This is a genomic window from Actinokineospora fastidiosa (assembly GCF_014648415.1).
Taxonomy (GTDB): domain Bacteria; phylum Actinomycetota; class Actinomycetes; order Mycobacteriales; family Pseudonocardiaceae; genus Actinokineospora; species Actinokineospora fastidiosa.
The window spans coordinates 1,140,365-1,151,895 of the sequence record NZ_BMRB01000002.1; the positions used below are offsets into that span (position 1 = coordinate 1,140,365).

At 72.5% G+C, this 11,531-nt stretch carries 14 protein-coding genes; 10 read left to right on the top strand and 4 right to left on the bottom strand.

The genetic code is table 11. The features are described from left to right. Positions 1-163: 163 nt before the first annotated feature. Positions 164-592 (bottom strand): hypothetical protein, encoded by a 429-nt coding sequence (locus IEY98_RS15140; RefSeq protein ID WP_189211062.1) that lies wholly within the window; start codon positions 590-592, stop codon positions 164-166. Positions 593-855: 263 nt separating this feature from the next. Here IEY98_RS15140 and IEY98_RS15145 point away from each other — a divergent pair, with 263 nt between their 5' ends. From IEY98_RS15145 to IEY98_RS15180, 8 genes are all read left to right on the top strand, one after another. Next, positions 856-2,172 (top strand): hemolysin family protein, encoded by a 1,317-nt coding sequence (locus IEY98_RS15145; RefSeq protein ID WP_189211063.1) that lies wholly within the window; start codon positions 856-858, stop codon positions 2,170-2,172. After that, a complete protein-coding gene (locus IEY98_RS15150) occupies positions 2,169-3,206 on the top strand; it encodes a hemolysin family protein (protein WP_189211064.1) in 1,038 nt (345 codons plus the stop codon). The genes IEY98_RS15145 and IEY98_RS15150 overlap by 4 nt, the downstream gene beginning before the upstream one ends. Further along, complete coding sequence (locus IEY98_RS15155; RefSeq protein WP_189211065.1) at positions 3,199-4,068, top strand: 3-methyladenine DNA glycosylase; 870 nt, start codon at positions 3,199-3,201, stop codon at positions 4,066-4,068. The genes IEY98_RS15150 and IEY98_RS15155 overlap by 8 nt, the downstream gene beginning before the upstream one ends. A gap of 126 nt (positions 4,069-4,194) precedes the next feature. Further along, positions 4,195-5,805, top strand: coding sequence for a carbohydrate binding domain-containing protein (locus IEY98_RS15160; protein ID WP_189211066.1), 1,611 nt, complete (start codon positions 4,195-4,197; stop codon positions 5,803-5,805). Between the two features lie 173 nt (positions 5,806-5,978). Then, positions 5,979-6,488 (top strand): anthrone oxygenase family protein, encoded by a 510-nt coding sequence (locus IEY98_RS15165; protein ID WP_229786928.1) that lies wholly within the window; start codon positions 5,979-5,981, stop codon positions 6,486-6,488. Next, positions 6,485-6,913, top strand: coding sequence for a hypothetical protein (locus IEY98_RS15170; protein ID WP_189211067.1), 429 nt, complete (start codon positions 6,485-6,487; stop codon positions 6,911-6,913). The genes IEY98_RS15165 and IEY98_RS15170 overlap by 4 nt, the downstream gene beginning before the upstream one ends. Continuing rightward, complete coding sequence (locus IEY98_RS15175; RefSeq protein ID WP_189211068.1) at positions 6,880-7,995, top strand: sensor histidine kinase; 1,116 nt, start codon at positions 6,880-6,882, stop codon at positions 7,993-7,995. Before IEY98_RS15170 ends, IEY98_RS15175 begins: the two co-directional genes overlap by 34 nt. Continuing rightward, positions 7,992-8,651, top strand: a complete 660-nt coding sequence (locus IEY98_RS15180) for a response regulator (RefSeq protein WP_189211069.1) — start codon at positions 7,992-7,994, stop codon at positions 8,649-8,651. The genes IEY98_RS15175 and IEY98_RS15180 overlap by 4 nt, the downstream gene beginning before the upstream one ends. 94 nt (positions 8,652-8,745) lie before the next feature. On the opposite strand, the gene IEY98_RS15185 is transcribed toward IEY98_RS15180, so the two are convergent. Continuing rightward, entirely contained in the window at positions 8,746-9,084 is a 339-nt protein-coding gene (locus IEY98_RS15185) for a tyrosinase family oxidase copper chaperone (protein WP_189211070.1), read from the bottom strand. Positions 9,085-9,280: 196 nt separating this feature from the next. On the opposite strand from IEY98_RS15185, the gene IEY98_RS15190 reads away from it, so the two are divergent. Together IEY98_RS15190 and IEY98_RS15195 are read left to right on the top strand one after the other, a co-directional pair. Next, positions 9,281-9,664, top strand: coding sequence for a tyrosinase family oxidase copper chaperone (locus IEY98_RS15190; protein ID WP_189211071.1), 384 nt, complete (start codon positions 9,281-9,283; stop codon positions 9,662-9,664). A 13-nt stretch (positions 9,665-9,677) separates the two neighbouring features. Next, on the top strand, positions 9,678-10,502 hold the full coding sequence (locus IEY98_RS15195) for a tyrosinase family protein (RefSeq protein ID WP_189211072.1): 825 nt from the start codon (positions 9,678-9,680) through the stop codon (positions 10,500-10,502). Between the two features lie 63 nt (positions 10,503-10,565). On the opposite strand, the gene IEY98_RS15200 is transcribed toward IEY98_RS15195, so the two are convergent. After that, positions 10,566-11,030, bottom strand: coding sequence for a peptidoglycan-binding domain-containing protein (locus tag IEY98_RS15200; RefSeq protein WP_189211073.1), 465 nt, complete (start codon positions 11,028-11,030; stop codon positions 10,566-10,568). 14 nt (positions 11,031-11,044) lie between these two features. Then, positions 11,045-11,506: a peptidoglycan-binding domain-containing protein gene (locus IEY98_RS15205; protein ID WP_189211074.1), complete on the bottom strand. Its 462-nt coding sequence runs from the start codon at positions 11,504-11,506 to the stop codon at positions 11,045-11,047. Between the last annotated feature and the right edge of the window lie 25 nt (positions 11,507-11,531).

Sequence of the window (11,531 nt, forward strand, 5' to 3'; positions counted from 1 at the left end):
ACACCCCGCTCGCGGAGCCCAGGCCCCAACTCACTGCCGGACAGCACCGCGAGCCCGCACTAAGCACACGCTAAATGCCCACAAAGAGTCGCTGACGATTAGCGGGGCAGCCAGCGGAAAGGCCAGATCGAGCCCAACCGCCGAAGGGGTATGGGGTAGGCGGCTAGTCCGCTGACGTCCCCAGCAGGTAGCCCGCCCAGTAGGCGTCCAGGGGGACCAGGTCGTAGTCGCGGCACTCGGGGAGGTTCGCGCCGCTGATGCGGACCGTGCAGCCGCCGCGTTCCAAAGGGAGGTTCCGCAGCAGCAGGGACCACTGCCAGACGCCGGTGGCGTCGCGTCTCGCGCCCGTCGTGCTGGCCGGGTAGGGGGCCTCGACGATGTGCACGATGGCGTCGCCCGGGGTCGGGCGGGTGGCGCCGTGGCACTGGTCGATCTCCACCAGGAGCCTGCCGCCGTCGGCGGGCTGGAACAGGGTCACCAGGCGGAACCGGTGGCCGCCGAGGTCGTCGCGGACGCCCAGGACGCGGCGGGTCCGGTTCTCCACCACGACGCGGCACGCGTCCTCCGGCGCGTCCACGGGTTCGAGGGTCATCCGCATGTGACTCGTCTACCACCACCGGCGACGCGCTGTCGGGAAGAAGACACCGGGTCACCCGGACGCCTTAGACTGTGCCGGTTCACGCCGGTTCGTGCCCGGTTCCCGGGCTCCTGCCGGGCTCCGCCGGTGCCCGGCAGGCCGACCATCCGCCGAGGAGTGACCCCCGACATGCGCGAGGCGCAGTCCCCCGGTCGCAGTAGCGAGCCGGGAGAGAGTCCCGGCTGCCATACCGGTCCGGAAGCCGAGCGGGGTGCTCGGTGACCGGAGTCCTGTTGAGCGTGCTCGGCCTGCTGGCGGTGACGGTGCTGACCGCGGGCACCGCGCTCTTCGTCGCCGCCGAGTTCTCCCTGACGACGCTGGAGCGCACCCAGGTCGACCAGCACGCCGCCACCGTCGGCGACCGGCGGGCGCTGGCCATCCAGAAGGCGCACCGCACCCTGTCCTTCCAGCTCTCCGGGGCGCAGCTGGGCATCACGATCACCACGCTGGTCACCGGCTACATCGCCGAGCCCGCGATCGCCGAGCTGATCGAGCCCGCCTTCACCGCGCTGGACGTGCCCGAGTCGGTGGCAGGCCCCATCGCGCTGGTGATCGCGCTGACGCTGGCCACCGCGCTGTCGATGGTGTTCGGCGAGCTGGTGCCCAAGAACCTGGCCATCGCCCGGCCGCTGCCCACCGCGCGCGCCGTCACCATCCCGCAGATGGCGTTCACCTCGGCGCTGCGCTGGCTGATCCACGGCCTCAACGGCGCGGCGAACTGGGCGGTCCGCGGGCTCGGCGTCGAGCCGCAGGAGGAGCTGCGCTCGGCGCGCTCGCCGCAGGAGCTGGGCGGCCTGGTCCGCTCCAGCGCCGCCCTGGGCACGCTCGACACCGAGACCGCGGCGCTGCTGAGCCGGTCCCTGGTCTTCGGCGACCGGGTGGCCGCCGAGCTGATGACCCCGAGGGTGCGGGTGCGGGCGCTGCGGGCGGACGCGGCCGTGCCGGAGCTGATCGAGCTGGCCCGCGCGTCCGGCCACTCCCGGTTCCCCGTGCACGGCGGCGACCTCGACGACGTGCGCGGCGTGGTCCACGTCAAGCAGGTGTTCGCCGTGCCGCAGGCGCAGCGCGCCACCACCCGGGTCGGGTCGCTGGCCCGGCCGGTGCTGACCGTGCCGGAGACCCTGGAGGGCGACGCGCTGCTGGAGCGGCTGCGCGGCACCGGCCTGCAGGTCGCCATCGTGGTCGACGAGTACGGCGGCACCGCGGGCCTGGTCACCCTGGAGGACCTGGTCGAGGAGATCGTCGGCGACGTGCGCGACGAGCACGACCGCGGCGAGGTCGCCCCGGTGCGCAGGCTGGGCCGGGAGAGCTGGCTGGTCTCCGGCCTGCTGCGCGACGACGAGCTGGCCGAGGCCACCGGCTTCCGGATGCCCGAGGGCGAGTACGAGACGCTGGGCGGGCTGGTGCTCACCCGGCTGGGCCGCATCCCGGCCGTCAACGACGAGCTCAGCGTCGACGGCTGGCGGATCACCGTGCTGCGCATGGACCGCCACCGGGTGGCCGAGCTGCGGCTGGCGCGGGGGGCCGAGGCGTGACCGACGTCCTCGCGCTCGGCGCTACCGTGCTCCTGCTGCTGGGCAACGGCTTCTTCGTCGGCGCCGAGTTCGCCATCATCACCGCCCGCCGCGACCGGCTGGAGGCGCTCGTCCGCGACGGCCAGCGGCGCGCGGCGACCGTCGTCGAGGCGGGCAGGCGGCTGCCGCTGCTGATCGCGGGCGCGCAGCTGGGCATCACGGTGTGCTCGCTCGGCCTGGGCGCGCTGTCCGAGCCCGTCATCGCCCACCTGCTGGAGGCGCCGCTGAGCGCGCTGGGGATGCCGTCGGCTGTGGTGCACGGCATCGCGTTCGCCATCGCGCTGGGCGTCGTCGTCACCCTGCACACGGTCATCGGCGAGATGGTGCCGAAGAACCTGGCCATCGCCGGTCCGGAGCGCGCGGCGATGGCGCTGGTGCCCGCCCACTACGCGTTCTGCCGCATGGTGCGCCCGGTGCTGGCGCTGTTCACCTCGGTGTCGACGTGGCTGCTCGGCCTGGGCAACGTCGAGCCCAAGGACGAGGTGGAGAACGCCTACACCCACGACGAGCTGGCCACGCTGATCGCCGAGTCCCGCCGCGAGGGCCTGCTCGACGCCCCGGAGCACCGGCGGCTGGCCCAGACGCTGTCCTCGGTCGGCCGGACGGTCGCCGAGGTCATGGTCCCGCTCGACCGGATCACGATGGTGCCGCACCCGCCCACGGTCGGCGACATCGCCGCGGCGGTGTCCGACACCGGGTTCTCCCGGTTCCCCGTGCGCCGCGGCGACGGCGGGCTCGACGGGTACGTGCACGTCAAGGACGTGCTCGACCAGGTCGACGCCGACCCGGCGACGGTGGTGCGGGTGCGGAACCTGCCCGAGGTGCCCGCCGACTCGCGCCTGGACGACGCGCTGGCCGCGCTGCGCCGGGCGCACAGCCACCTGGCCAAGGCGGTAGCGGCGGACCGTACCGTGGTGGGTGTGGTGGCGTTGGAGGACCTGGTCGAGGAGTACGTCGGCCGGGTGCGCGACGGGACGCACGTGCGCAATGACTGAGGTTCTTCCCGAGGCGGTCTGGCACGGGCGGCGGGCGGCGCACGTGGCGTTCGTGCGCCGCTGGACGGGGCCGCACCTGGCTCGGCGGCAGCGCCGCGAGAAGCACCCGGTGCTGGACTTTCTGTTCACCTACTACTCCCACCGGCCCGCGCGGCTGGAGCGCTGGCACCCGGGGCCGGGGGTGGTGCTGGCGGGCGACTCGGCGCGCGAGTACCTGGAGTTCCCGGGGTACGTCGAGGTCGCGGGCGGGGTGGCGCTGGACCCCGAGCTGCCCGAGCCGCGGCGGCGGACCGCGGAGTTCGTCCGCGCCCTGCTGTCGGCGACGCGGTCGCGCCCGCCGCGCCTGGGCTGCTTCGGACTGCACGAGTGGGCGATGGTCTACCGGGCGCCGGAGACCCGGCACGCCTGGCCGCTGCGGCTGGGCCCGGACGGCACGGACGCGGTCGTCGAGTCCTCGACGATCCGGTGTGGACACTTCGACGCCTACCGCTTCTTCACCCCGGATGCCCGCCCGCTCAACACGTTGTCGCCCACCCGGGAGTCGCAGGTGGACAACGAGCAGCCGGGGTGCCTGCACGGCAACATGGACCTGTTCAAGTGGGCCTACAAGCTGGACCCCTACACGCCGTCCGAGCTGACCGCCCGGTGCTTCGCGCTCGCCGTCGACATCCGGGAACTGGACATGCGGGCGAGCCCGTACGACCTGGCGGACCTGGGCTACTCCCCCGTGCGCATCGAGACCGAGCGGGGACGGGCGGAGTACGTGCGGGCCCAGGCCGCCTTCGCCGAGCGCGCCGCGCCACTGCGGAGCGCGCTGATCGAGCTGTGCTCGACACTGCTCGACGCGACAGCATCTCGCTGATCAAGCCCAGGATTGACACCGGCGCCGTGCTGGGACTTCAATCCGCATGAGGTCCAGACCAATTCCCCTGCCCCCTGCGGACCGGCAGCGTCCCGCGGCCGGCGCAGGTCCCCACCGGGAGGCCCTGTGCGTACCCGAAACCGCGTGCTCGCGTGTGCGAGCACAACCCTGATCGCGTGTGCGGGCGTGGTGGCCGCGCCCTCGGCGCACGCCGCGAACCTGCTGACCAATCCCGGCTTCGAGTCCGGGAACCTGACCGGGTGGTCCTGCTCCGGCGGCAGCGGGTCCGTCGTCGGCAGCCCCGTCCACAGCGGCACCAAGGCCCTCGCGGCCGCCGCGACCGCGAGCACCAACGCGCGCTGCGCGCAGACCGTGTCCGTGCAGCCGAACACCGCCTACACCCTGTCCGGTTGGGTGCGCGGCGCCTACGTCCACCTGGGCGTGACCGGCGGGACGGCGGCGTGGACGCCCTCCGCGTCGACCTACACGCGGCTGTCGGTCTCCTTCACCACGGGCGCGTCGCAGACCAGCGCCGAGGTCTACCTGCACGGCTGGTACGGCCAAGGCACCTACAACGCCGACGACATCAGCCTCGACGGGCCCGGCGGCGGCGATGACGACGAGGCGCCGACCGCGCCCGCCAACCTCCGGGTCACCGGCACGACGTCGAGCAGCGTGGCCCTGGCCTGGAACGCCGCGTCCGACAACGTGGGCGTGACCGGGTACGACGTGTACCGCGACGGCACGCTCGCCACCTCCGTGACCGGCACGACCGCGACCGTGGGCGGCCTGTCGCCGAGCACGGCGTACAGCTTCACCGTCCGGGCGAAGGACCGCGCGGGCAACACCTCGCCGGACTCGGCCGCGGTGCGGGCGACGACGCAGCCCGGCGGCGGCGGTCCGGGGTTCGTGCAGGCAGCGCCGTACCTCTACCTGGGCTGGGGCAACCCGCCGAGCGCCACCGAGGTCATGCGGGCGACCGGGATCAAGTGGTACACGATGGCGTTCATCCTGGCCCAGAACGGCTGCAACCCGGCGTGGGACAGCCAGCGGCCCCTGCTCGGCGGCGTCGATGAGACGACGATCAAGGCCATCCGCGCGGCGGGCGGCGACATCGTGCCGTCCATCGGCGGGTGGAGCGGCAACAAGCTCGGCCCCAACTGCGCCACCGCCCAGGCGCTCGCGGGCGCGTACCAGAAGGTGATCGACGCCTACGACCTCAAGGCCATCGACGTCGACATCGAGAACACCGACGAGTTCGAGAACCCGGCGGTGCAGGACCGCATCCTGACCGCGTTGAAGATCGTCAAGCAGAACAACCCCGGCCTGCGCACGATCCTCACCTTCCCGACGCTGCGGACCGGCCCCAACTCCTGGGGCAACCGGCTCATCGAGCAGGCCAAGGCGCTGGACGCGGGCATCGACAACTGGACGATCATGCCGTTCAACTTCAGCGGCCACGACGACATGTACGGCGCGACGATCAGCGCGACCGAGGGGCTCAAGGCCAAGCTCAAGTCCGTGTTCGGCTGGTCGGACGCGGAGGCGTACGCCCACATCGGCATCTCGGGCATGAACGGCAGCAGCGACGTCGGCGAGGTGACCACGCCGCAGATCTGGACGCAGATCCGCGACTGGTCCAACGCCCACCACATCGGCAGGCTGGCGTTCTGGTCGGTCAACCGCGACCGGCCGAACTGGGAGTTCACCCGCATCACGGCGGGCTTCACCGGCTGATCCGGCTCGTGCGGCGGCGCCCCTTCCTCGGGAGGGGCGCCGTCTCGTACGTCAGCTGACGTACGCGGCGTACGGTGAGATGCGTAGGCAAGTGTCGCTCCACAGCGGACGCGGCGAAGTCGGGCGGTCCCTAACCTCGGAGAGGTCCGATTCCCGCAGTCCGAGGAGCCCCCTTGCCCGCCGTCGTCGCCGCCGCGTTCACCTGGATCGCCATGCTCTCCTTCGGCGGCATCCTGGTGGAGACGATCGTCATCTACCCCAACGTCTTCCACGACCCGCCCGCGTCGCTCGCGTCCGCTGTGGACTTCTTCACGGTCACGGGCCCGGCGGACCTGTTCCCGCCGCTCGGCGCGGCGACCGGCATCGCCGCCCTCGCCGCGCTCGCGCTGGCCTGGCGGACGCGGGCGCGCTTGTGGTTCGCCGCGGCGCTGCTGTGCCTGGTGGTCGGCGAGTTCCTGTTCTCGATGCTGTTCTTCTGGCCGCGCAACGACATCATGTTCGAGGAGGGCCTGGCCGTGCACACGGCCGAGGTCTTGCGCCGGACGGCGGTGGAGTTCGAGACCGGCCACTGGGTGCGCCTGGCGATGAGCGCCGTCACCGCCACCCTCGGCTTCGTCGGCCTGCTCCGCCTGTGGCGGGCCCCGGCCGCAGCGGCGTCCGGCCACCCCGGGACGGCGTCATGAGGGCGCGGCTGGGGCTGTCGCCGCTGGTCGTGGTCCTGCTCGCGGTGCTGGGCGTGCCCCGGGTGGTCGCGCACGACCTCGCGCTCGTGGGGCCGGGTGTCAACGCGGTGCTGGTGTTCGCGCCCCCGCTGGTGTGGCTCGCGGTGGTCATGGCACGGCGGGTCCCCAATCCGCTGTTGACGTTGACCGTGGTCGGGGTCTGTTACGGCGTGCTGTTGGCCGTCACCCATCAGCTGTTGTGGGGGCACGCCTTCACCGAGGCGCCCGCGCTCGGGGGCGCGCTCGCGGGGGCGCTGTCACCGGGGGCGGAGGCGGCCGTGTTGCGGGTGTTCGCGGTCATCAGCAGCCTGGTCACGGGCACGGCGGTCGGCGCGGTGACCGGGGCGGTGGCGTGGGCGCTCGGCCGGGTGAGGAGGACGTCCTGAGAGACAGGCTGGTCGACGCGGGCCTCGGCGGGCTGGTGCTGGCCGCGGTCGTCGTCGCGGTGGCGGTGAACGTCGGGGACTCCGCGCCCGCGCACCCGGCGGCCTACGCCCTCGGGCCGGTGCTCGGGGCGCTCATGCTGGTGCGCAGGCGGTGGCCGGTGGCCGTGCTGCTCGCCAGCGCGGCGGCGCTGCTGGTGTACTACACGCTCCCGTTCCCGCCGGTCGGCCTGGCCGTGCCCGTCTCGGCGGCGCTCTACACCGCCGCCGAGCAGGGGCGGACGCGCTGGGCGGTCGCCACCGCGGTCGGTCTGCTCGCGATCTCCACCGTCGTGCGGGCCATGGAGGGCGACGACCTCGGCTACCTGTTCGGCTTCGCGTTCACCACCGACGCGGCGCTCATGACGAGCGTGATCGCCGTCGGCGACGGCGTGCGCTCCCGTCGGCGGCAGGCCGAGGCGGCGGCCCGCGAACGCGAGCGCGAGGCCGCCGCCCGCGCCGAACGCGAGCGGCTGAGTATCGCGCGCGACCTCCACGACCTCCTGGCCCACACGGTCACCGTCATCTCGCTGCACGCCGACGTCGCCAGGGAGGCCATGGACGACGACCCCGCGACGGCCCGCGAGTCCCTGGCGGCGGTCCGCTCCGCCTGCGGCGACGTGGTGCGCGAACTACGCGCGACCCTGCGCGCCCTGCGCTCCACCGACGACAGCAGCCCGCTGCCGGGCCTCAGCAGGCTCGACGCGCTGACCGCCGGGCTGGACGTGGACCTCCACACGACCGGGACCCCGGTCCCCCTCCCCGCCGTCGCCGACCACACGGCGTACCGGGTGCTCCAGGAAGCGCTGAGCAACGTCCGCAAACACGCCGGGACGACCCGGGTGGACATCACCGTGGACTACCGCCCCGACGCCCTGCGCCTGCACATCCGCGACCACGGCCGAGGCGCGGCGGGCGGGGGCGCCGGGTGGGGCATCATCGGGATGCGCGAGCGGCTGGCGTTGCTGGGCGGCACGCTGCGGATCGACGCCCCGGCGGGCGGCGGCTTCGCGGTGTCCGCCGAGATCCCGTTGGAGGGCGGATGATCCGGGTGGTCGTGGTCGACGACCAGGCCCTGGTGCGGACCGGGTTGCGGGCGTTGCTGGAGCGCGCGCCCGACATCGTGGTCGTCGGGGAGGCCGACAACGGCGACGCGGGGATGGCGGTGGTCCGGCGGGAACGGCCGGACGTGGTGCTGATGGACATCCGCATGCCGGGCGTCGACGGGATCACCGCCACCCGTCGGATCGGGGCCGATCCCGAGCTGGCGGACGTGCGGGTGATCGTCCTGACCACCTTCGACACCGACGAGCACATCATCGACGCCCTGCGCGCGGGCGCGGCGGGATTCCTGCTCAAGGACACCGGCCCGGACGACCTGCGCGCCGCGGTCCGGGTCGTCGCCGCCGGGGAGTCGCTGCTGTCGCCCGCGGTCACCCGCCGGGTCATCCGGGCGGCGACGAGCAGGCACGTCCCGGACACCACCGCACTGGCGGGCCTCACGCAGCGGGAGCGGGAGGTGCTGGCCGAGGTCGGCGCCGGGCGGTCCAACGACGAGATCGCCGCGCGGCTGACGATCAGCCCGGCGACCGCGCGGACGCACGTCGGCAGGCTGCTGGCCAAGCTCGCCGCGCGCGACCGGGCCCAGCTGGTGGTCCTGGCCTACGAGACCGGGCTGGTCGAGCCCGGCGGCCCGCGCTGAGGGTTCCGGTCGCGCTCGCGCCCGGGCGGAATTTCCCTTCCGCCCGGGCGCCGGAATCAACACCGCGAATCGGACATGAAATCCATCGAGATAATCACCCGTTCGCACCAGGGTTCTCGCCGCCGAGCGTCCGCACCGCGGCGCGGCCCGTTTCCAGCAGGCTCGGGAATAGCTCATAGGCGTTGATCTGGCTGTAGTACATGCCGTCCTCCGTTCGGTAGACGACCAGTTCGTGGTATTCGATGAATACGGCCCAGCGCACGACCGGACCGGGGTCGCACCTGTCGTTGACGACCAGCAGGCGGTCCTGGTAGATCTCGGCGTCGAGCGAGGGAACGCAGCGGCCCGAGCCGGTCGTCGCGCTCGCCGACAGCGGCGCGGCCGCGCAGGTGATCGCGGCGGCCGCCGCGGCGGCGGCGAGTATTCGTCGCATTCGGACACCTCCGGAAGACAATGCGGTACTGGCCGTTCGACATTAGCAAGAAGCGATGGGCATCACAGCACTTGATCTTGTCGATCATCGTCAGTACGGTCGGTGACAGGGCGATGTCGACGCCCGGGGAAAACCGACTTCGCGGACAGCCGATTTTGTGCTGCGCAGAATCACACTGAGGGGAAGCGAAGCATTCATGAAAGAAAACAGCGGGTTAACGCGCCGCAGACTCCTGACCGGCGCGATGGCCGCGGGCGCGGTCGCCGTGGTGGGGACCAGCGGCGCGCTGCTGGTCAACGCGGCGGGCGGCGCCGCCGCGGCCACCGTCGCCGACCAGTTCGACGAGGTCTACCGGGGCCGCCACATCCACGGCGGGGTGGTCGACGCCCCCGGGATCGCGCCCCAGGACCTCATCTACATCGACGACGACCTGCTCCACGTCATGCGCAACGCGGACGGGACGGTCAGCACGTCGATCAACCACTACCAGTCCTTCGACTCGCTGAGGACGGCTGCGCAGGCGGCCGTCGACACCCTCGGCGACCTCCGCCCGGTGCCCGCAGGCGTCGCACACCACTGAGGGAGGGGAACCGATGGGAATCCGCAAGAACCAGGCGAACCTGACCGCGACCGAACGCGCGAACCTGGTCAACGCGCTGCTGCAGCTCAAGGCGAACGGCGGCTACGACCAGTTCGTCCGCGAGCACATCGACCGGGGCAACGCCGACAGCGACTTCAGCGTGCGCGTCGGCCACCGCTCCCCCAGCTTCCTGCCCTGGCACCGCAAGTTCCTGCTGGAGTTCGAGCGCGCGCTGCAGGCGATCGACCCGACGGTCAACCTGCCGTACTGGGACTGGACCACCGCGGGCGCGAGCTCGTCGCTGTGGGCGAACGACTTCATGGGGCCCAACGGCACGTCGTCGCTGAACTGGCGGGTGAACTCGGGCCCGTTCGCGCAGAGCGGCGGCAACTGGACGCTGACCGTGCGCTCGGACTCCGCCAACTACCTGCGCCGCAACTTCGGCAGCTTCGGCACCACGCTGCCCACCGCGACGAACGTCAGCTCGGTGATGGCCCTCTCCACCTACGACACGTCGCCGTGGAACAGCCAGTCCACCAACAGCTTCCGCAACTACCTCGAGGGTTTCCGCGGCCCGAACCTGCACAACCGCGTGCACAACTGGGTCTCGGGGACCATGGCGGGCTTCGGCTCGCCGAACGACCCGGTCTTCTGGCTGCACCACTGCAACGTCGACCGCCTGTGGTCGCAGTGGCAGGCCCGCTACCCGACCCAGACCTACATCCCGACCGCGGGCACCACCAACGTCAACGACATCGATGAGCCCATGGACCCGTGGTTCGGCGACGCCACGCCGCGGAACATGCTCGACCACAGCGCCTGGTACACCTACCAGTAGCGCACGACGCGGGCGGTGAACCCACCCCCCGGGGCGGTTCACCGCCCGCGCCGGCGGGCCCGGTCAGGCGAGGCGGGCGCAGGAGTTGTCGCCCGCCACCCGGAACCTCATCCGGTTGCGGGTCTCGGAGCCGTAGATCCCGTCGACCGTCACGCCCGCGCCTGCCTGCACGGCCTTCACCGCGGCCTCGGTGCGCGGCCCGAAGTCGCCGTCGACGGCGATGTCGCCGACCCGCTCACCGGTGTACGGGGAGGGCATGCGCATGTTGGTGTAGCACCTGACCAACGTGTGCTGGAGCTGGCGCACGATCGTCTCGTTGGCGACGAGGCCGCGGCCGATCAGGCAGTTCAGGCTGCCTCCGCTGGAGGCGGGCACGATGACCTTGGCGCCCACGCCGGTCACGGTCACCACCTTCGAGCACAGCGGCGTCGCGGCGGCGGCCGGTCCGGCCGAGACGACCACCCCCGCGGCGGCCGCGGCCACGACGGCTGCGACCGTGCCGATCCGCTTCACCCTGCCTGCGAGCATTCCGATGACCCCCATCAGTAGTGGTAGCAGGAGACGCGGTCCGGCGTGAGGAACCGCATGCGGTCGCGGGTGTTCGGGCCGTAGATCCCGTCCGCCGCGGTGCCGATGTGGCGCTGGACGGCCTTCAGCGCGGCGATCGTGCGCGGGCCGAAGTAGCCGTCGGCGGTCAGCTCGCCCACCTTCTCGTCGGAGTACGGCGAGGCCAGGTCGAGGCCCGCGTAGCACCGGCGCAGCGTGAACTGGAACCGCGACACGACGGTGCGGTTCGCGGCGAAGTCCCGGCCGATCTGGCAGCTGACGCTGCCCTTGAGCGTCGGCACCATGATGTCGTGGCCCGAGCGCGTCATCTCCGTCAGCGTCGTGCAGGGCGCCAGTGTCGCCGCCGAGGCGGGCGCGGCCGTGGCGGCCGCGATCGCCGTCCCCAGCGCGGCGGCGGCCAGTCCGGCCGCGCACCGGCGCGCGAGTCGTGAGGTCATCGAGTCCCTTCCCCCTTGGCAGATC

Excerpts from the sequence above, each read along its gene's own strand:
- IEY98_RS15195 (WP_189211072.1), top strand. The coding sequence starts at position 9,678 with ATGGGAATCCGCAAGAACCAGGCGAACCTGACCGCGACCGAACGCGCG.
- IEY98_RS15190 (WP_189211071.1), top strand. The coding sequence starts at position 9,281 with ATGAAAGAAAACAGCGGGTTAACGCGCCGCAGACTCCTGACCGGCGCG.
- IEY98_RS15140 (WP_189211062.1), bottom strand. The coding sequence starts at position 592 with ATGACCCTCGAACCCGTGGACGCGCCGGAGGACGCGTGCCGCGTCGTG.
- IEY98_RS15155 (WP_189211065.1), top strand. The coding sequence starts at position 3,199 with ATGACTGAGGTTCTTCCCGAGGCGGTCTGGCACGGGCGGCGGGCGGCG.
- IEY98_RS15185 (WP_189211070.1), bottom strand. The coding sequence starts at position 9,084 with ATGCGACGAATACTCGCCGCCGCCGCGGCGGCCGCCGCGATCACCTGC.
- IEY98_RS15205 (WP_189211074.1), bottom strand. The coding sequence starts at position 11,506 with ATGACCTCACGACTCGCGCGCCGGTGCGCGGCCGGACTGGCCGCCGCC.
- IEY98_RS15170 (WP_189211067.1), top strand. The coding sequence starts at position 6,485 with ATGAGGGCGCGGCTGGGGCTGTCGCCGCTGGTCGTGGTCCTGCTCGCG.
- IEY98_RS15200 (WP_189211073.1), bottom strand. The coding sequence starts at position 11,030 with ATGCTCGCAGGCAGGGTGAAGCGGATCGGCACGGTCGCAGCCGTCGTG.
- IEY98_RS15180 (WP_189211069.1), top strand. The coding sequence starts at position 7,992 with ATGATCCGGGTGGTCGTGGTCGACGACCAGGCCCTGGTGCGGACCGGG.